Below are 19,980 nucleotides of genomic sequence, written 5' to 3'. Positions count from 1 at the left end.
ATATGAAAAAGAAAGTTTTATTACCTGATGACTTTTTCTTAGGAGCTGCTGCCAGTGCATGGCAAACTGAAGGTTGGAGCGGTAAAAAAGAACATCAGGATTCTTATATAGATTTATGGTATAAAGAAAATAAAAATGTCTGGCATAATGGCTATGGACCAGCGGTAGCGACAGATTATTATCATCGCTATAAAGAAGATATTGGTTATATGAAAGAAATTGGTATGAACTGTTATCGTACTTCATTGAACTGGACACGCTTTTTAACAGATTATGAAAATGTCATTGTTGATGAAGATTATGCTGCATACTATGATCAGATGTTAGATGAATTGATTTCTCAAGGTATTGAACCCATGGTTTGTTTAGAACATTATGAAATACCTGGAGAGTTATTTAAAAAGTATGATGGTTTTGCAAGTAAACATGTTGTGGATTTATTTGTTCGTTATGCTGAAGAAGCGTTTAAAAGATATGGGCATAAAGTGAAATACTGGTTTGCTTTTAATGAACCTATTGTTGTGCAGACACGTATTCATTTAGATGCTTTGCGTTATCCTTTTTACCAGGATAGCAAAGCATGGATGCAATGGAATTATAATAAAGCTCTAGCAACGAATAAAATCATGAAGGTTTATAAAGAGGGGGGTTATCGCATTGAAGGAGGAAAATTTGGTTCGATTATTAATATTGAAACAGTTTATCCTAGAGGTCATAACCCAAGAGACTTAGATGCTGCTGATAAATATGATTTATTTTACAATCGTATTTTCTTAGATCCTGCGATTAAAGGACATTATGAAGAAGGTTTTTTTGATTTATTAAAGAAACATGATATTTTAATGGATTATACTCAAGAAGAATTAGATATTATTCAAAATAATACTTTGGATTGGGTAGGTATTAATCTCTATCATCCTAATCGTGTGGAAGGTCGCACAACTGCTGTTCATCCTGATGCACCATTCCATCCAGATTTCTATTATGAAGATTTTAATATGCCTGGTAAAAAAATGAATCCTCATCGTGGCTGGGAGATTTATCCAAAAATCATGTATGATATGGCTTTGCGTATGAAAAAAGAATATAATAATTTTGAATGGTTTGTTGCTGAAAGTGGAATGGGTGTAGAAAACGAAAAGCAATATAAAGATGAAACAGGAATGATTCAGGATGATTACCGTATAGATTTTATTAAAATGCATTTAGATTGGTTGATTCGTGGTATTCAGGAAGGATCAAATTGTAAAGGTTATATGTTATGGGCTTTTACAGATAATGTTTCTCCAATGAATGCATTTAAGAATAGATATGGATTAGTTGAAATTGATTTAGAAAATCAACGAAACAGACATTTGAAAAAATCAGCATATTTTTATAAAGATTTAATTCAAACACGTGAGTTTGAAATTGAAGATGAAGAAAATGATTATAAATAGGAGGAATGAAACATGAATATTTTGCTTGTTTGTTCAGCTGGGATGTCTACAAGTTTACTGGTCACAAGAATGTTAGAGGCAGCTAAGAAAAAGGGGTTAGATATTCATATTGAAGCTCGCCCAGTGGCAGAAGTAGAAACATATGGTCAAAATGCAGATATGATTTTATTAGGTCCACAGGTTCGTTTTCAACTGAATCATATACGTTCTACATTTACTGATAAGCCTGTAGAAGTTATTGATACGAGAGATTATGGCATGATGAATGGAGAAAAAGTGTTAAATCTTGTTTTGGAAACTTTAAAAAAATAATTGATTATAGGCAATCTTTTATGCTTTAAGATTGCCTTTTCGTATTGTTGCTAATTTGAAAAGGAAGGAAGGATTTTAAATGTTAAAAAGTCAAAAGTTAAGGGAAATAGCGCCAGAATTAGATCCTTTACGTTTAGGTACAGGATGGAAACTGGAAGATTTATCTAAACCACAGATTATTATAGAAAGTACTTTTGGTGATAGTCATCCAGGAAGTGGTCATTTGTTAGAACTTGTTGAAGAAGCAAGAAAAGGAATTCAAGATGCTGGAGGATTTGGAGCACGCTATTTTACAACAGATATTTGTGATGGTGAAGCACAAGGACATGATGGTATTAACTATTCATTAGCTTCACGCGATATGATAGCTAATATGATTGAAATTCATGCCAATGCCACACCTTTTGATGGTGGTGTCTTTATTGCCAGTTGTGACAAGGGAATGCCAGCGCACTTAATGGGATTAGCGCGTGTCAATATCCCTTCAATCGTTGTCACAGGTGGGGTTATGGATGCAGGACCAGATCTTTTGACTTTGGAACAGATTGGTGCATATAGTGCTATGTATGAGCGAGGAGAAATTCCAAAAGAAAAATTTGAATTTTATAAGCACCATGCCTGCCCTTCATGTGGAGCTTGTTCTTTTATGGGAACAGCATCAACAATGCAAATCATGGCTGAAGCTTTAGGATTAACATTGCCAGGCAGTGCTTTGCTTCCAGCGACAAGTCAAGATTTGCGAGATTTTGCTTATCGTGCAGGAAAACAGGCTGTCTGGTTAGCTGAACATGATATCAAACCAAAGGATATTGTGACAATGAAATCTTTTGAAAATGCGATTATGGTTCATGCGGCTATTTCTGGTTCAACGAATTCATTGCTTCATTTACCAGCTATTGCTAAAGAGTTTGGTATTAATATTGATTCAGAAACATTTGATTGTTTGCATCGAGGAGCACATTATTTATTGGACATTCGTCCTGCTGGACGTTGGCCAGCACAATTCTTCTATTATGCAGGTGGAGTTCCAATGATTATGGAACAGATTAAAAGCATGCTGCATTTAGATGTGATGACTGTGACTGGTAAAACATTAGGAGAAAATCTAGAAGAATTAAAACAGAGTGGATATTATGAAAAATGTTTTAAAAACTTAGAAAAATACGGCATTCAAAGAGAAGATGTCATTCGTTCTTTTGATAATGCCTTTGGAACAGATGGAAGTATTGCTATTTTGAAAGGAAATCTGGCACCAGAAGGAGCCGTTGTAAAACATACAGTTGTACCAAAAGAAATGTTTGAGGCGACATTAGTTGCAAGACCATTTGATTGTGAAGAAGATGCTATTGCAGCAGTCTTATCACATTCTATTCAACCAGGAGATGCTGTGTTTATTCGTTATGAAGGTCCAAAGGGGAGTGGTATGCCAGAAATGTTTTATACAACTGAAGCCATTGCCTCAGATGAGACATTGGGTTCATCTATTGCTTTAATTACAGATGGACGTTTCTCTGGAGCTTCAAAAGGTCCAGCCATAGGACATGTCTCACCTGAAGCTGCTGACGGAGGACCAATTGCATTGGTTGAAGATGGAGATTTAATTGAAATTAATATCCCAAAACGTATATTACGTATTTGTGGTATCCATGGTCAGAAAATGTCTGAAGAAGATATTCAAAAAGTATTGGAAGAAAGAAGAAAACATTTAAAACCATTTGAAAGTAAATATAAAGATGGTGTTTTAAAAGTCTTTTCTGAAAGAGCAGTATCAGCTATGAAAGGTGGATATATGAAATAACTTCATAAATGAATAGGGAGGAAGAGAAAATGAAAAAATCAGAAGTACTAACAAAATTAAGACAACAAGGCGTTGTGGCGGTTATTCGTGGAAACACATTAGAAGAAGGTATTCAAATATCAAAGGCTTGTATTGAAGGTGGATTAAAAGCTATTGAAATGGCATATACAAATGCAAATGCTTCACAGATTATTAAGGATTTAAATGAAATGTATTATGATGATCCAGATGTTTTTATTGGAGCAGGAACTGTATTAGACGTTCCGACAGCGAGAAGTGCTATTTTAGCGGGAGCACAATATATTGTTTCACCTTCCTTTCATTATGATACAGCTGTTTTATGTAATCGTTATGGTGTTCCCTATATTCCTGGGTGTATGACTGTAACTGAGATTGTGACAGCTATGGAAGCAGGAAGTGAAATGGTAAAACTTTTCCCTGGCAGTGCTTTTGGCCCAGGATATGTAGGGGCAATTTTATCACCTTTGCCTCAAGCATCTCTAATGGTCACAGGTGGCGTTAAACTTGATAATGTAAAGAGTTGGTTAGATGCAGGTGTCGATGCAATTGGTGTTGGCGGTGAACTCAATAAGCTGGGAGCCCAAGGACGATTTGATGAAGTCAAATCTGTTGCTGCACAATATGTTCAAAAGGTTAAAGAGGCAAGATAGTATGAATGTATTGTGTATGGGTGAAACGCTTTTGCGTTATTCAACATTAAAAGGACACCGTATTTCTGAATTGGATTTCCATGTTCATGTCGGTGGTAGTGAAACAAATATTGCTGTCAATATGGCACAATATGGTTTTCAAACATCACTGCTGACAAAACTGCCAAAAAATGCCTTAGGAGATGCAGTTATTTCTTTTTTGAAAAGCTATGGTGTGGACACATCATTGATTTTAAGAAATGATATGCGTATAGGAAGCTATTTTTTAGAAAATGGTAGTGGGAATCGCGCGAGCCAGGTGATTTATGATCGTGAATATAGTGCGATGACATCTTTTACATTGGATGATATTGATTTAAAAACAGTATTTCAAAACATTGATGTTTTTGTTGTGTCAGGAATTACAGTGGCTTTAAATGAGCATATTCAGGATGCTGTGGTGGAAATGGTCAAATATTGCCAGGGAAATAATATTCTTGTCGTCTATGATAGTAATTATCGTGCAAAACTTTGGAGTATTGAAGAAGCAGGAAAAGCTTTAAAACGTATTTTACCATATGTGGATATCTTATCAGCAGGATATCTTGATGCGCAGAATTTTTTAGATATCACAAGTTCTAAAGAAACATTTGAAGAAAAATTAGCTGATGTCTATAACCAAATCAAACAGCAATATCCTCATATTCATTATATCATGTCAACAAAGAGAGATATCATCTCTACTAGTGTCAATGAATTAACAGGATATTTATATGGTGAGTCATTGCATGTTTCTCCAATTTATCATATTGATGATATTGTTGATCGTGTCGGTGGGGGAGATGCTTTTCTTTCAGGTGTATTGTATGGATTATTGAACCAACGTGATAGACAATATAGCTTAATGTTTGGATGCTGTGCATCTGTTTTGAAACACACAATCCATGGTGATGCCAATCAGTTCAGTATTGAAGAGATAGAGAGTTTTATGTATCAAGGTGTTTCAAAAATTAATAGATAAGGAGGAAGAAAAATGAGTTTTCCTAAGAATTTCTTATGGGGTGGAGCCATTGCTGCCAATCAGGCTGAAGGCGCTTATTTAGAAGATGGAAAAGGTTTAACAACAGTGGATATGATTCCTCATGGAGAAAAAAGAATGTATGTGAAGTTAGGGGAAATGAATCCAGTTGAGTTTATAGAAGGAGAAAATTATCCGAGTCACGAAGCTATTGATTTTTATCATCATTATAAAGAAGATATCAAAATGTTAGCAGAAATGGGATTTAAATGTTTTAGAACTTCTATTTCTTGGGCACGTATTTATCCTGATGGTGAAGGAGAAGTCAATGAAGCAGGTGTGGCATTTTATAAAAGTATGTTTGAAGAATGTCGTCGTTATGGCATTGAACCATTAGTCACATTATGTCATTTTGATGTACCTATGGCATTGGTCAACAAATATGGCTCTTTTAGAAGCCGTCATGTGATTGAATGTTTTACGCGTTATGCACGTACATGTTTCGAAAGATTTGATGGTCTTGTGAAATATTGGTTGACATTTAATGAAATTAATATTTTATTGCATTCTCCATTTTCGGGGGCTGGAATTAGCTTTCGTCCAGGTGAAAATAGAGAACAGGTGAAATATCAGGCTGCCCATCATGAATTGATTGCCAGTGCTTTAGCAACAAAGATTGCGCATGAAGTGAATCCTGATAATTTGGTAGGGTGTATGCTGGCAGGAGGCCAGTTCTATCCATATAGCTGTAATCCAGAAGATGTCTGGTTAGCTATGAATAAAGATCGTGAGAATTTAATGTTTATTGATGTCCAGGTACGTGGTTATTATCCTAGCTATGCCAAACGTGTATTTAAAGAAAAGAATATTCATTTGGATATTCAAGAAGGAGATTTAGAAATTCTCAAACAATATCCTGTAGATTTTGTTTCATTTAGCTATTATCAATCAAGATGTGCCAGTGCCGATCCAAATCTCACAACAACTGATGCAAATGTTGTGAAGTCTATCAAAAATCCATATCTCAAAACAAGTGATTGGGGCTGGCAGATTGATCCTTTAGGTTTACGTATTACATTAAATGCTTTATATGATCGTTATCAAAAACCATTGTTTATTGTAGAAAATGGATTAGGAGCAAAAGATGTCATTGAAGAAGATGGAACAATTCAAGATGATTATCGTATTGATTATTTAAGAGAACATATCAAAGCGATGAGTGATGCTATTGATGATGGTGTGGATTTAATGGGTTATACAACTTGGGGATGTATTGATCTTGTATCAGCAAGTACAGGTGAAATGAGTAAACGTTATGGTTTTATTTATGTAGATAAAGATGATGAAGGTCATGGAACATTGAAACGAATGAAGAAAAAATCATTTGATTGGTATAAAAAAGTTATTGCAACAAATGGAGAAGATCTTGCATAGATCTTTTTCTTTTTGTGCAATATTGGTATTTTTGTGAAAGTTTAGTATAATAAACATATGAGGTGAGGAGTATGGAAGCTTTCTATAAACAGGAAGATTTAGAAGTTTTTAGAAAATGGGTTTATTATCAGGTGGAAAATGATCCTCGCTTAACTTTAGAAAAATATGATGAACGCACATATAAAATTTATTATCAAAAGAGAGTTGCTCGATTTGTTATTTGGCCTATAGGAATTGTAGAAGAAGCGATTATGGAAGGAGAAGAGCTGTTATTTTATTTACATTATCAGTTTCATAACTTTCATTATGCAACCAATCTGTTTCATCGTATGATGGAAAAACTGCTTGAAGATGAAAAAACAAATTATCATATTTTATTATGTTGTTCAGGTGGAATGACAACTGGGTATTTTGCTCAGAAATTGAATAAGTATTGTCAATTAAACCATTTACCTTATCAAATTGATGCACAAGCTGTTCATCAGTTGGAGAATGTTTATCAGAATTATGATTTTATTTTTATAGCACCACAGCTTAGATATAAGCAACGAGAATTATCTCAAACATTAAAACCAGTACCGGTTTATAATATTGAGGCATCAGTGTTTGCAACTTATGATTGTCAGGCAATGATTGAAATCATAGAAAAAGTCATTAAAGATGGAGGATATGATGAGCGAAAAGGATAAAATGATGGCTGGACATTTATATCAGCCTTATGATCAGGAATTATATCATGAAAGGGAAATCTGTAAGAGAATGCTTTATGAATATAATCGTTATACGCCAGTTCAAAAAGCAGAACGAGATATTCTTTTAAAAAAATTATTGAATTGTAAAGGAGAATTATGTATTGAACCACCATTTTATTGTCAATATGGATATCATATTACAGTTGGCTTAAACTTTTATAGTGATGTCAATTTAACAATTTTGGATCAGGGACTTGTCGAAATCGGAGATCATGTTGCCTGTGGGCCCAATGTTCACATCTATACTGCATCTTATCCATATCATGAGATGCAAAGAATGCAAGGATATGAATATGCTAAATCTGTAAAAATTCATGATTATGTCTGGATTGGTGGTAATGTCACTATTTTACCAGGTGTTAAAATCAATCAAGGAGCGATTATTGGGGCAGGCAGTGTCGTGACACAGGATATTCCTCCATATGTTATTGCGGCAGGGAATCCTTGTCGAGTCATTCGACCTATCACAAAGGAAGATGTTCATAAGAAATGGTAAATTGTATAGAAGTTTGATGAAGCATAGAGGTGATGGGACAATGAAAGTTCATATAAGATTGGCAAAAGCATCTGATTATGATGAAATTATGGAGATTTTAAATCAGGTCCATGCTCTCCATGTGAAGTTAAGACCTGATTTGTATCAAGAAAGTCATGATCTTTTAACATTGGAAGAACTAAAAGATGATATTTCTCATCAGGGTTATTATGTTGCTAAAGAAGATGGAAAAGTGGTTGGTATATTAAGAATTATGTTTCGTCATATCAAGACGCCTGCGCATCAAGAATGTCGTATCATATGGATAGATACAATGGGTGTGGCTGACGGATATCGAGGAAAAGGGATTGGTCACCAGTTACTCTGTTATGTGAAAACATTAAAAGAACAGTTAGGTTATGACCGCATTGAATTACAGGTGAATGCTCAAAATCAACATGCTTATGATATCTATAAACAGTATGGTTTTGTAGATAAATCTATCATTATGGAATTGTCTTGAATATAAAGAAAAAGAGATTATGATTTCTCATAATCTCTTTTTCGTGTTATTATTTTTCGAAAGTTGTGTATTATATGAACTACAATCTCCATCTCTCTACCAAATAACTTCCACCTTGCTCTTCTTCCTCACCATATCCGTATCTCTACGGACAAGTATATTCTACCATAATTTTCAAATAATGCAAGATGATTTTGTCGATTTATGACTGATGAAGGTCTGAATAATTGATAAGTTGGATGTGATGATCATGAATAAATTGCTTAACTTTATCGGAAGTCAGTAATTCTAACTCTTTCATACGAGGAATACTGTAACTTGTCATATCATATAGCCTTTGATCAAGATAGGCTGGATGACACATAAATTCTAAAGCACCTTCTTTTGATGTTAGAACTTGAGTAAAAAACTCATAATTGACATCTTCATTATACATTTGATCATAAACTGGAACATATGGGTAATCTTCAATAATCTGTTCTCTTTGACGAATAGGAAGATTATATTCCTTCGCTAGTTTTTTGGTTATATCCATATGCCATGGTAATAAGTGAACATGATGGTGAGAATCAATATGTGTTGGTTTACAATGTGCAATTTCAATGAATTTTTCTATTTGTGCCTTCCATTCTTTATATAATTCATCAGGATTGGCATGTGGCTGACCATCAGGATAATCTTTTGGTCTGATGAAATCTCCAGTTGCTGTTGTGTAAGATTTTGCTCCATCAATCAAGGGACGTCCTACTGTTAAAACAAGATGAATACCGACTCCTAAATTTGGGAAATTTTTAGCTTGTTCTAAAGCAAAACTGGCATAGGGCATATTCATCATGCATGTTGTAGAAGTAACAATTCCTTGGTTATGTGCAACTAAAATACCAATTGTATTGGCTTGTGTCATGCCAAAGTCATCAGCGTTGACGATTAATTTTTGAATCATGAAAAAACCTCCTTATAAGAAGATTATACTCTAAATAGTTAAGAGAAGTTGTTTTTTTCATATTCTTAAAATATTTCTTTGTGTCTAGAGGATGATTGCTATATAATAGAAAAGAAATCGAGGAGGGATGCTATGAACACAATTACTGGTTATACTGGTTTATATGGCATTGTAGCAAATCCAATTAAACATTCATTATCTCCAATGATGCATAATACAGCTTTTCAATATCTTGGAATTAATGATGTTTATTTGGCATTTGAAGTTACTGAAGAGCATTTTCATGATTTTATGCTAAGTGCCAAAACACTTCATATGAAAGGCTTTAATGTATCCATGCCCTATAAAGAAAAAATCTTACCTTATTTAGATGAATTAACCCCTGAGGCGCAATTGTGTCAGGCTGTGAATACAGTTAAAAATGAAAATGGAAAATGGATTGGTCATATCAGTGATGGGCGTGGCTTTATTATGGCGTGTGAGGAAAAAGGCTGGGATGTCCGTCATCAAAAAATTGTAATCTTAGGTGCAGGTGGTGCAGCAAAGGCAATCATTGCAGCTTTAGCATTTCATGATGTGCAAGAAATTGTGATTTATAATCGTAGCGTTAAGGAATGGGTTGAAACTTTTCAAGAAAAATTAGCTTGTCCTATTGTTTTCAAGCCGTTATCTGATTTGCAATCTCTAAAAGATGATTTAAAAGATGCCTATTTATTGATTCAAACAACGAATGTCGGGATGAAACCTCATCCTGAAGGATGCTTGATTCCTGATGTTTCATATTTAAGAAAAGAATTAAAAGTAGCAGATATTATTTATAATCCTAAAGAAACAAAATTATTAACCTTGGCAAAAGCGCAGGGACTTGATTATATGAATGGTGAAGGAATGATTGTTTATCAGGGTGCTGTTTCTTTTGAGTTTTGGACAGATTGTCCAATGCCAATATTAGAAGTGAAAAAAAGTTTAAAAATGGAGTGAGAAGAAATGAAGGAAATTGTTGTAGCTTCAACAAATGAAGGAAAAATTAAAGAGATAAAAGCTATGTTAAATCAAATTGGTATTGAAGTGAAATCATTGAAGGATGTTTTTGATCATGAAATAGATATTGAAGAAAATGGACAAACATTTCAGGAAAATGCTTTGATTAAAGCACAAACAATTTGTGATATGATTCATAAACCTGTTTTAGCTGATGATTCAGGTTTAGAAGTAGATGCTTTAGATGGGGCGCCCGGTATTTATTCGGCTCGTTTTATGGGACATGATACAAGCTATGATGTTAAAAATCAATATATTATTGATGCTGTAAAAGGAAAAGAAAGGGGAGCACGATTTGTTTGTGCTATGGCTTTATGTATACCAAATCAGGATCCTATCTTAATTGAAGAATATTTTAATGGAGAAATTCATGATAAGATTGAAGGAGAAAATGGTTTTGGTTATGATCCTATTTTCTATGTCCCTGAGCTTCATAAAACATCAGCACAGTTAACTTTAGAAGAAAAAAATCAATATTCACATCGTGCTAAAGCGCTGAAAAAACTTTATACGATTTTAAAAGGAGAAGAATAAATGAATCATATTGTATTAGTACATCCTGCTATCCCTCAAAATACAGGTAATATTATGCGTACTTGTGTTGCGACACATTCACGTTTACATTTAATTAAACCATTAGGTTTTTCTCTTGATGATAAACATATGAAAAGAGCAGGATTAGATTATATTAAAGATTTAGAAATGCAAATTTACGATAGTTGGGAAGATTTTGTAAGTCAAAATCAAGGAGATTATCATTTCTTTACAAGATATTCTAAGCTTTGTTATAGTGATCAAAACTATGTATCCAATCAGGATCAATATATTATTTTTGGACATGAGCATGATGGTATCCCTCATGAAATCTTAAAAAATCATTTAGATGAATGTGTCCGTATTCCGATGGATGCCAATGCGAGAAGTTTAAATCTTTCTAATTGTGTAGCAATAGGCATTTATGAAGTTTTACGCCAACAGAATTATCCAAAATTATCAAAGGTTGAGGTACAAAAAGGTGCTGATTTCATATATAAAGAATAGAAAAAGTGATATTTTTCTAGCATTGGTTCTGACTGTTTTTATTATCAGTTTAGCAGTTGTCATCACCGTATTCTTTAAACCATTGTATTACTTTGATATTCAATATCTAAAAATCAGTGAGAATACAGGCCTTTCTCCAGATGTTATTCGTCATAATTATGATGTTTTGATTCAGTATCAGAGTCTCTTTTATCAAGGTGCTTTAAATCTTCCTGATTTTGCAATGTCTAGCAGTGGTCGTATCCATTTTGAAGAAGTGAAAAGAATTTTTGAAGCCATTCAAATAGTGTGTCTAATAACAGGAATGATATCTTTAGTTATGATGGTTTTGCGTTTTCGTCAAAAAGAGTATCGTTTTTTGCGGTTAACATCTTTGTTTTCTGTTGGAATACCTTTAGTGATTGGATTTTTAGCAGCTATTGATTTTAATAAAGCATTTGTTATTTTTCATCAGATTGTCTTTAGAAATGATTATTGGATTTTCGATGAAGTGACAGACCCGGTGATTACGATTTTACCAGAAGCCTTTTTTATGCATTGTTTTATGATGATTATTGGAATTGTCCTTGTTATCAGTGGAATACTCTATTTGATTTATTTAAGACAAAGAAAAAAGATTTTGTCTGCTTTATAAAAGCCTGTCATCATAATTATGACAGGCTTATAAAATATTTTGCTTTTCTAATTCTTTTCTTAAATCAGCTTGGTAAGGTAAATAAATACCATGAATATGAAGTTCTTGTGCTGCTCTAATATTTGCCAACATATCATCAATGAAAAGAGATTCCTCAGGATTCAAATGATATCTTTTTAAAAGAAGTTCATAGATTTTTTTATCTGGTTTGACGAGATGTTCATTAGCAGAAATGATACCACCATCAAAAAGCTTGAAAAAGTCATATCTTTCAAACATTGTTTCAATAGCTTCTTTATGGAAATTAGATAAGAGATAGAGCGCATATCCACGGTCTTTGAGTTCTTGTACAATTTTTACGTTTTTGGTTAATGGGGTCATCATCTGAGTCCAGTTTTCCATTACAAAAATAATTTCATCATGATAGTGAGGATGCTTTAATGTCAAAGATTGAATTGCATCTTTAATCATCATGGTTCCTATATCCAGTTCAATCCATTCATCACTGGAAAAAATAATCATCATTAAATCTCCCATTACGGATGGAGTGAAATGTTTTTGCAGATATTCCTCAGGTTGAAAATCTAATAAAACGTTTCCGATATCAAAAATAATATTTTTCATATATGACTCTCCGTTCATAACAAATTCACACAATTCATGCATTATGTTATAATATATTCTAGCATAGGAGGATATGTAGATGAAAGCATTTTTAGAAAAATATAACAGTTTAAAATATTTGCTTTATTTTTTTATTGCCTATATGATTGGTTTTGTTATTTTAGAAAACCATCAGTCATCACGTTTAATCATTACTGATTCATGGATTGATCAGTATATTCCTTTTAATGAATATTTTGTGATTCCATATGTTTTGTGGTTTGTATTTATCGCATTAGGTTTTGCTTATTTTGTTTTTATAGATCAAAGTGGAATTAAAAGGACTTACTTTTATTTGTTTTTAGGAATGAGTCTTTCTTTGTTGATTTATGCGATATTACCCACAGGGCAGAATTTACGCGTTCATTTACCTAATGACAATATTTTCCAATGTCTCGTTAGTTTTATATATTCAGTAGATTCACCGACAAATGTCTGTCCAAGTATTCATGTTTATAATAGTGTTATGATGTGTGTGTCATTATTGAAAAGTCCTCGTATTCAAAAATCTTCATGGCTATGTGCAGGTATTGTGATTTTAGCTGTTTTGATTTGTATGTCAACAGTCATGATTAAACAACATGCTTTCATAGATATTGTTTTTGCTTTGATTTTAGCTATCATTATTTATAATATTGGGAAAAGAAAGTTTGACTATTAAATATGTTCACTTGACATGGATAAGTGCATATTAGTAGATATATATTTCTTTTTCAACGAAATATCAATGAAAGATGGCGGATATGCCATCTTTCGTGGATCAGTGAAAAGACCATTTGGAAAAATGGTCTTTTTTTGATGAATGCTCGAATAATTGTATACATTTGTCTATATATTCTAAATAATTTTGTTTTAAAAACAAAAAATAAATATTAATTTGTTTTTTAGACAAAAAATATTTGACAATGATAACAAACTTAGTATATACTACCATCATACAGGAAACATACCTGGTATTTCAAAAGGGGGAGAGAAAATGAAAAAGTTAAAAGCTTTAATTGTTATGTGCTTAGCAACAGCCATGCTCGTTGGTTGCGGTAGTGGTACTGCTGCAAGCGACACTTATGTTTTTTCAAGTGAACTTGATATTAAAAACCTTGATTCCTCTGATGCCGATGACGGAATGTCATTTAATGCAATGCATGCATGTATTGATGGTTTAATGGGATTAGATGAAGAAGGAAATATTACTGAGGCTATTGCTGAAAGTTATGAAGTCAGCGATGACCAAATGACATATACATTCCATATAAGAGACAATGCCAATTGGGCTAATGGAACACCTGTTACAGCAAATGATTTCGTTTATGCTTGGCAAAGAATCTTAAAAAATAACGGAAACTATGCTTATATGTTAGGTAGTGATGGTGCTTCAATTAAAGGAGCAGATGAAATTTTAGCAAAAATGGGAAATAAAACAGAATTAACTGATGCTGATTTTGCAAACTTTGGAGCAACTGCAAAAGATGATAAAACTCTTGTTGTTGAACTTACAAAACCAGTTTCTTATTTCACAGAATTAATGACTTTCCCATGTTATTATCCAATTAATCAGGAATTCTGCGAAGAAAAAGGTGACCAATATGCTAAGAGTGCTGCTAACGTATTATCAAATGGTGCATTCATTATGAAAGATTGGCAACCTGGAAAACAAGCAACTTTCGAAAAGAATGAAGATTATTGGAATGCTGATGCAGTGAAGATTTCTAACTTAGTAATGAACTTAGTTCAAGATCCACAAACTGCAGCAACAAGTTTCAAAAATGGTGAAACTGATTTCGCACCAATCAACTCTGAATTAGTTGATCAATATAAAAACGATGATTCTTATGTATCATTCAATGAAGGGTATTTATTCTATCTTGAAATCAATGAAAAGAATACAGATTTAGCTAACATTAAAATTAGACAAGCTATTTCAAAAGCAATTGATAGAGAAGATTTAGCTAACAACGTCTTAAAAGATGGTTCTAAAGCGGCAGCTGGATTTGTTCCTAGAGAATTATCAGTAAGCTCTGAGGGAACTGATTTCCGTGATGATGCTGGTGACTATGATGTTACAAAATACAATTTAGAAGAAGCACAAAAATTATTTGCTGAAGGTTTAAGTGAACTTGGAAAAGATTCAATCACTGTCAGATTAACATATGGTACTGATGAATCTCCAATGGATCAAATGGCAGAATATTTACAAAATGCTTTAACTAAATTAAATGGTTTAAATATTGAAATGGTTGCCACAACTAAACAAGACAGAATTTACAACAAAATGGCAAATGGTGATTTCGATATTGCATGTACTCGTTGGGGTCCAGACTATGGTGATCCAACAACTTATTTGAACTTATGTTTGGATGGAAATGCTAACAACTATGGTAAATATTATAGTGAAGAGTATGAAAATATCATGAGCAAAGTAAGAACTGAAGCTAATGCTGATACTCGTTGGCAATATATGATTGATGCTGAAAAAGTTATTATGACTGACTTACCAGATATTCCAGTATTTGAAAAAGGAACTTCAGCATTAGAAAACAAGAAAGTTACTGGATTAGTTCATAGACCAGTAGGTGTACCTTATACATTCACATATGTAGAAAAGGCAGAATAAGACAATTAAAGTAATGAAAGCTGATAAACACAATATGGTTTTCTATATTGTGTTTATCTTTTAAAGGAGGGGTTTGATGAGCAAATCAACATTAAAATATATAGGAAAGAGATTACTCATATCTCTAGTCACTTTATTTGTTATTCTTGTTGTATTGTTTTTAATTGTCAAATTATTGCCTGGGTCTCCAATTAATAATGAAAGATTATCTGATGCTCAAAGAGCGGCAATCGAAGCTAAATATGGTTTGGATCAGCCTATTTTGACGCAGTTTGTAACTTATGTCAAAAATATGTTAACAGGTGATTTTGGTGTTTCTTATAACATGTATAAAGATATGCCTGTTTCATCACTTGTTGGTTCAGCTGCCAAAATTTCATTCTTGTATGGTTTAAGTGCAGTTGTTATTGGTGGATTATTGGGAACTTTATTAGGTATTTTTGCGGCACTGCACAAAAATACAATCTGGGATACACTTGCAACAGTGATTTCTGTTATTGGTGTCTCTGTTCCATCATTTGTATTCGCAATGATGATATTAATTTTATTTGCATCATGGCTACATATTTTGCCAACACAATATAGTTCTTTTAGTCCAATTGTGTCTTCTATCATGCCTGTTATGGCATTATCAGTTGGTGTTATTGCGAACGTTGCCCGTTTTACAAGAACCGAAATGGTTTCTGTTATGAATAGTGAATATATGACATTGGCTGAAGCCAAAGGATTGGATAGTAAAACATTAATTTTTAAACATGCATTACGTAATGCATTGATTCCAGTTGTCACTATTTTAGGACCAATTTTGGTTAACTTGATGACTGGAACAATGGTTGTTGAGAAAATATGTGGCGTTCCTGGATTAGGAAAATTGCTGATTAATAGTATTTTATCAAATGATGTGAACATTATTTTGGCTTGCTCATTCTTATATGCAGCTATGTACATTGTGATGATGTTAATTATTGATGTTTCATATGGAATCATTGATCCAAGAATTCGTTTAGGTAAGGAGGATTCATAATGGAAGTAAATGTAAAAGATATTGAATTTTTACCAGATGATTTTGAGTTCGTCGGTGACAAACAAGATATTTCTATAGATGTTGTGGCTCCTGCTAAACCAGCTTGGAAAGAAGCTATCGATATTTTTATGAAAAATAAAGGAGCAGTTATTGGGCTGATTATGATTGCTATCATTGTTTTATTAGCTATTTTTGCTCCAATGTTATCATCATACAAATATGATGATTTGAATACTGCGTTACAAAGTATTTCACCAAATATGGAACATTGGTTTGGGACAGATACTTTAGGAAGAGATTTATGGGTACGTTTGTGGACAGGTGCACGTATTTCATTGTTTGTTGCAGTGTGTGCTGTCTTTATTGATGTGATTGTAGGAACAACATATGGAATGATTTCTGGATACTTTGGTGGTATGGTAGACTCAGTTATGCAAAGAATTCAGGAAATTATCAACTCTATTCCAACACTTGTTGTCTTGACTTTATTATTAATGGTTATGAAATCAAGTTTAACAACAATTGTTTTTGCATTATCATTAACAGAATGGATTGGAATGAGTCGTATCGTCAGAGCTCAGGTTTTAAAAGTGAAAGAAGAAGAATTTGTTTTGGCTTCTCGTACTTTAGGAGCAAAAAGTTTCTTCATTATCTTTAAAGAAATCTTACCAAATATTTATAGTCAAATGATTATCATGATTATGATGTCTATTCCAAATGCTATTTTCTATGAAGCTTATTTATCATTCGTTGGTTTAGGATTACCTGCACCAAATGCTTCACTTGGAACATTGATTAATGATGGTTTTGAAAGTTTTCTGGTTTATCCATATATGATGTTAATTCCTGCTGTTGTCTTATCTATCTTAATGTTAAGTTTCAACTTGTTTGGTGATGGGTTAAGAGATGCCCTAGATCCAACAATGAAGGAGATGTAGTTATGGCAGAAAGAGAAAGAGTATTAAAAATCAGAGATTTATCAATCTCATTTAAAACAGGAAATGGAAAAGTCAATGCTATTAGAGGTGTTAACTTTGATTTATATAAAGGTGAAACAGTTGCCATTGTAGGGGAATCTGGTTCTGGGAAATCAGTCACTACAAAAGCAATTATGGGGATTCTTGCTAATAATGGAACAATTGATTCTGGCTCAATAGAATATACTTGGCATGATGAAAATACAGGCGAAGCTATTACTAAGGATATTGTTCAGTTAAGCAAGAAAGAAATGCAAAAAGAGATTCGTGGACGAAAAATTGCCATGGTTTTCCAAGATCCAATGACGTCTTTAAATCCAACAATGACAATTGGAAAACAAGTTATGGAACCTATGATGTTTCATTATGGAAAATCAAAACAGGAAGCTTATCAAAGAGCAGTTGAGTTATTAAAAGAAGTTGGTATTACAGATGCTGAAAAGAGAATGAAAAACTATCCACACCAATTATCTGGTGGGATGCGTCAAAGAATTGTCATTGCGATTGCACTTTCATGTGATCCATATGTTCTAATTTGTGATGAACCAACAACAGCTCTTGATGTGACAATACAGGCTAAAATTCTAGAATTGATTCAAGATATTCAAAAGAAAAAAGATCTTTCTGTTATCTATATTACTCATGATTTAGGAGTTGTTGCCAAAGTTGCGGACTTTGTTAATGTTATGTATGCTGGGAAAATTGTAGAAACAGGAACAATTAATGAAATCTTCTATGATCCTAAGCATCCATATACTTGGGGATTGCTTTCATCTATGCCAGACTTAGATACAAATGATGATGAATTATATACAATTCCTGGGACACCACCAAATCTAACACAAGAGATTAAAGGTGATGCCTTTGCACCAAGAAATCAATATGCTTTAAATATTGATTTAAGACTTGATCCCCCAATGTTTGATGTACCAGGATCTGATACTCATAAAGTAGCGAGCTGGCTAATGCATGAAAAAGCACCAAAAGTGGAAATGCCAGAATCATTAAAACGACGTATTGAAAAAATGAAGGAGGAGGGGTTGAAAAATGGATAATAATGAACCAATCCTTGTTGTCAAAGATTTAAAACAACACTTTAAAATAAGCCGTAATTTTACAGTTAAAGCCGTTGATGGTATTTCATTTGAAATTAAACCTGGAGAAACATATGGACTCGTAGGAGAATCAGGTTCAGGGAAATCAACAACTGGAAGAAGTATTATTCGTTTATATAAACCAACTTCTGGAAGTATTAAGTTTAATGGTAAAGAAATTTCTGGAAAGTTGGATAAAGAAACTTTAACAGATTTACGTACAAATATGCAGATGATTTTTCAGGATCCTATGGCATGTTTAAATCCAAGAAGAAAAGTTCTAGATATTATTGCTGAAGGACTTGATATTCATAAGTCATATAAAACAATTGAAGAAAGAAATGAAAAAGTTTACCAGATCTTAGAATTGGTTGGATTATCAAAAGAACATGCTTCAAGATATCCACATCAGTTCTCTGGTGGACAAAGACAACGTATTGGTATTGCACGTGCCTTAATTATGAATCCAAGCTTAATTATTGCAGATGAAGCCATTTCTGCACTTGACGTTTCTATTCAGGCACAAGTTGTCAATCTGATGAAGAAAATACAAAAAAAGACAAATATTGCTTATTTATTTATCGCACATGATTTGTCAATGGTTAAGTATATTAGCAATCGTATTGGGGTGCTCCATTTAGGGCATTTGGTTGAAACAGGAACATCTGAAGAAATTTTCAATCATCCATTACATCCGTATACGAAATCTTTATTATCAGCTATCCCTCATCCAAATCCAGAAGTAGAAAAGAATAGAGTTTCACTGACTTATGATTATAAGGAAAGTGGGCTTAATTATGAAGCTGGTATTCAACATAAGGTTTCAGATACGCATTATGTTTTAGCAACGGATGAAGAATTTCAAGATTTCTTAAAACACCAAAACGATATTATCTAATATAAAAAGAATCTCCCATTCTTAAGCTGGGAGATTTTTTTATATTTATTATTTTATTTAAAGAAAGTATAAGCTTCAAAATGAGCTTGAGGATGATCGCAAGCTGGACATCTTTCAGGAGCTTCTTTACCTTCAAAGATAAATCCACAGTTATTACATTTCCACATAACAACTTCATCTTTCTTAAAGACTGTTCCATTTTCTAAGTTTTCTAATAATTTTAAGTATCTTGCTTCATGCATTTTTTCTGCAACTGCAATGCTTCTACATACTTTAGCAATTTCAGGGAAACCTTCTTCATCAGCAATTTTAGCAAATTCAGGATACATATCTGTCCATTCTTCATTTTCTCCAGCAGCTGCAGCTTTTAAACATTCAGCTGTTGTACCAAGCATGATAGGGAAGTCTCCTTCAACGTGTAAGGCTTCACCTTTTAGTTCAGCATTTAATAATTTCATTAATCTTTTTGCATGCTCTTTTTCTTGATTGGCAGTTTCTTCGAAAATATTAGCAATTTGAACATATCCTTCTTTTTTAGCGATTGAAGAATAGTAAGTGTAGCGATTTCTAGCTTGAGATTCACCAGCAAACGCATGTAATAAGTTGTTAGCAGTTTTTGTTCCTTTTAATGTTGGCATGATAATGCCCTCCTT

22 protein-coding genes are annotated in these 19,980 nt (G+C 33.2%); 19 read left to right on the top strand and 3 right to left on the bottom strand.

All coding sequences use genetic code 11. The features are described 5' to 3' along the window. Nucleotides 1-2 precede the first annotated feature (2 nt). The 9 genes from ACZYT4_RS02095 to ACZYT4_RS02055 all read left to right on the top strand — a co-directional run bounded on the left by ACZYT4_RS02095 (nucleotide 3) and on the right by ACZYT4_RS02055 (nucleotide 8,401). Nucleotides 3-1,439 carry a glycoside hydrolase family 1 protein gene (locus tag ACZYT4_RS02095; protein ID WP_463781995.1) on the top strand — a complete coding sequence of 479 codons (1,437 nt, stop codon included), beginning with the start codon at nucleotides 3-5 and terminating at the stop codon, nucleotides 1,437-1,439. A gap of 12 nt (nucleotides 1,440-1,451) precedes the next feature. After that, nucleotides 1,452-1,751 carry a PTS sugar transporter subunit IIB gene (locus ACZYT4_RS02090; protein ID WP_463781994.1) on the top strand — a complete coding sequence of 100 codons (300 nt, stop codon included), beginning with the start codon at nucleotides 1,452-1,454 and terminating at the stop codon, nucleotides 1,749-1,751. A gap of 79 nt (nucleotides 1,752-1,830) precedes the next feature. Continuing rightward, a complete protein-coding gene (ilvD, locus tag ACZYT4_RS02085) occupies nucleotides 1,831-3,549 on the top strand; it encodes a dihydroxy-acid dehydratase (RefSeq protein ID WP_463781993.1) in 1,719 nt (572 codons plus the stop codon). A 29-nt stretch (nucleotides 3,550-3,578) separates the two neighbouring features. Next, nucleotides 3,579-4,220, top strand: a complete 642-nt coding sequence (locus ACZYT4_RS02080; protein WP_463781992.1) for a bifunctional 4-hydroxy-2-oxoglutarate aldolase/2-dehydro-3-deoxy-phosphogluconate aldolase — start codon at nucleotides 3,579-3,581, stop codon at nucleotides 4,218-4,220. Between the two features lies 1 nt (nucleotide 4,221). Next, complete coding sequence (locus ACZYT4_RS02075; protein ID WP_463781991.1) at nucleotides 4,222-5,220, top strand: PfkB family carbohydrate kinase; 999 nt, start codon at nucleotides 4,222-4,224, stop codon at nucleotides 5,218-5,220. 12 nt (nucleotides 5,221-5,232) lie between these two features. Continuing rightward, nucleotides 5,233-6,651, top strand: a complete 1,419-nt coding sequence (gene ascB / locus ACZYT4_RS02070; RefSeq protein ID WP_463781990.1) for a 6-phospho-beta-glucosidase — start codon at nucleotides 5,233-5,235, stop codon at nucleotides 6,649-6,651. A 71-nt stretch (nucleotides 6,652-6,722) separates the two neighbouring features. Then, nucleotides 6,723-7,340, top strand: a complete 618-nt coding sequence (locus tag ACZYT4_RS02065; protein WP_463781989.1) for a PTS sugar transporter subunit IIB — start codon at nucleotides 6,723-6,725, stop codon at nucleotides 7,338-7,340. Then, the gene (locus ACZYT4_RS02060) at nucleotides 7,324-7,899 is read left to right on the top strand and encodes a sugar O-acetyltransferase (protein WP_463781988.1); all 576 of its coding nucleotides are present in this window, start codon (nucleotides 7,324-7,326) and stop codon (nucleotides 7,897-7,899) included. Before ACZYT4_RS02065 ends, ACZYT4_RS02060 begins: the two co-directional genes overlap by 17 nt. A gap of 40 nt (nucleotides 7,900-7,939) precedes the next feature. Further along, entirely contained in the window at nucleotides 7,940-8,401 is a 462-nt protein-coding gene (locus ACZYT4_RS02055; protein ID WP_463781987.1) for a GNAT family N-acetyltransferase, read from the top strand. A gap of 202 nt (nucleotides 8,402-8,603) precedes the next feature. Here ACZYT4_RS02055 and chbG read toward each other — a convergent pair whose 3' ends face one another. Then, nucleotides 8,604-9,344 carry a chitin disaccharide deacetylase gene (chbG, locus tag ACZYT4_RS02050; protein WP_463781986.1) on the bottom strand — a complete coding sequence of 247 codons (741 nt, stop codon included), beginning with the start codon at nucleotides 9,342-9,344 and terminating at the stop codon, nucleotides 8,604-8,606. A 132-nt stretch (nucleotides 9,345-9,476) separates the two neighbouring features. Here chbG and aroE point away from each other — a divergent pair, with 132 nt between their 5' ends. From aroE to ACZYT4_RS02030, 4 genes are read left to right on the top strand one after another with little or no spacing between them, the layout of a single operon-like run. Continuing rightward, nucleotides 9,477-10,325 carry a shikimate dehydrogenase gene (gene aroE, locus ACZYT4_RS02045; RefSeq protein ID WP_463781985.1) on the top strand — a complete coding sequence of 283 codons (849 nt, stop codon included), beginning with the start codon at nucleotides 9,477-9,479 and terminating at the stop codon, nucleotides 10,323-10,325. Between the two features lie 6 nt (nucleotides 10,326-10,331). Beyond that, entirely contained in the window at nucleotides 10,332-10,919 is a 588-nt protein-coding gene (locus ACZYT4_RS02040; RefSeq protein WP_463781984.1) for an XTP/dITP diphosphatase, read from the top strand. Then, nucleotides 10,920-11,426 carry a tRNA (cytidine(34)-2'-O)-methyltransferase gene (locus ACZYT4_RS02035; RefSeq protein ID WP_463781983.1) on the top strand — a complete coding sequence of 169 codons (507 nt, stop codon included), beginning with the start codon at nucleotides 10,920-10,922 and terminating at the stop codon, nucleotides 11,424-11,426. Then, nucleotides 11,401-12,060, top strand: coding sequence for a TIGR01906 family membrane protein (locus ACZYT4_RS02030; RefSeq protein ID WP_463781982.1), 660 nt, complete (start codon nucleotides 11,401-11,403; stop codon nucleotides 12,058-12,060). Before ACZYT4_RS02035 ends, ACZYT4_RS02030 begins: the two co-directional genes overlap by 26 nt. A 27-nt stretch (nucleotides 12,061-12,087) precedes the next feature. Here ACZYT4_RS02030 and ACZYT4_RS02025 read toward each other — a convergent pair whose 3' ends face one another. After that, entirely contained in the window at nucleotides 12,088-12,684 is a 597-nt protein-coding gene (locus ACZYT4_RS02025) for an HAD family hydrolase (protein ID WP_463781981.1), read from the bottom strand. Nucleotides 12,685-12,763: 79 nt separating this feature from the next. Between ACZYT4_RS02025 and ACZYT4_RS02020 the strand changes: the two genes are divergently transcribed. The 6 genes from ACZYT4_RS02020 (at nucleotide 12,764) to ACZYT4_RS01995 (ending at nucleotide 19,327) form a co-directional block, all read left to right on the top strand. Then, nucleotides 12,764-13,384, top strand: coding sequence for a phosphatase PAP2 family protein (locus ACZYT4_RS02020; protein ID WP_463781980.1), 621 nt, complete (start codon nucleotides 12,764-12,766; stop codon nucleotides 13,382-13,384). Between the two features lie 315 nt (nucleotides 13,385-13,699). After that, complete coding sequence (locus tag ACZYT4_RS02015; RefSeq protein ID WP_463781979.1) at nucleotides 13,700-15,334, top strand: peptide ABC transporter substrate-binding protein; 1,635 nt, start codon at nucleotides 13,700-13,702, stop codon at nucleotides 15,332-15,334. Between the two features lie 76 nt (nucleotides 15,335-15,410). Continuing rightward, entirely contained in the window at nucleotides 15,411-16,358 is a 948-nt protein-coding gene (locus ACZYT4_RS02010) for an ABC transporter permease (RefSeq protein ID WP_463781978.1), read from the top strand. Further along, a complete protein-coding gene (locus ACZYT4_RS02005) occupies nucleotides 16,358-17,296 on the top strand; it encodes an ABC transporter permease (protein WP_463781977.1) in 939 nt (312 codons plus the stop codon). Before ACZYT4_RS02010 ends, ACZYT4_RS02005 begins: the two co-directional genes overlap by 1 nt. Before the next feature lie 2 nt (nucleotides 17,297-17,298). Further along, nucleotides 17,299-18,390 carry an ABC transporter ATP-binding protein gene (locus tag ACZYT4_RS02000; RefSeq protein ID WP_463781976.1) on the top strand — a complete coding sequence of 364 codons (1,092 nt, stop codon included), beginning with the start codon at nucleotides 17,299-17,301 and terminating at the stop codon, nucleotides 18,388-18,390. Further along, nucleotides 18,383-19,327, top strand: a complete 945-nt coding sequence (locus ACZYT4_RS01995) for an ABC transporter ATP-binding protein (RefSeq protein ID WP_463781975.1) — start codon at nucleotides 18,383-18,385, stop codon at nucleotides 19,325-19,327. Before ACZYT4_RS02000 ends, ACZYT4_RS01995 begins: the two co-directional genes overlap by 8 nt. A gap of 53 nt (nucleotides 19,328-19,380) precedes the next feature. Here the strand turns inward: ACZYT4_RS01995 and rbr are convergent, their stop codons facing one another. After that, on the bottom strand, nucleotides 19,381-19,965 hold the full coding sequence (gene rbr / locus ACZYT4_RS01990; protein ID WP_463781974.1) for a rubrerythrin: 585 nt from the start codon (nucleotides 19,963-19,965) through the stop codon (nucleotides 19,381-19,383). Nucleotides 19,966-19,980: the final 15 nt, after the last annotated feature.

Source organism: Massilimicrobiota sp. mt181, assembly GCF_055420065.1.
This window is presented reverse-complemented; position numbering and strand designations above follow the sequence as displayed.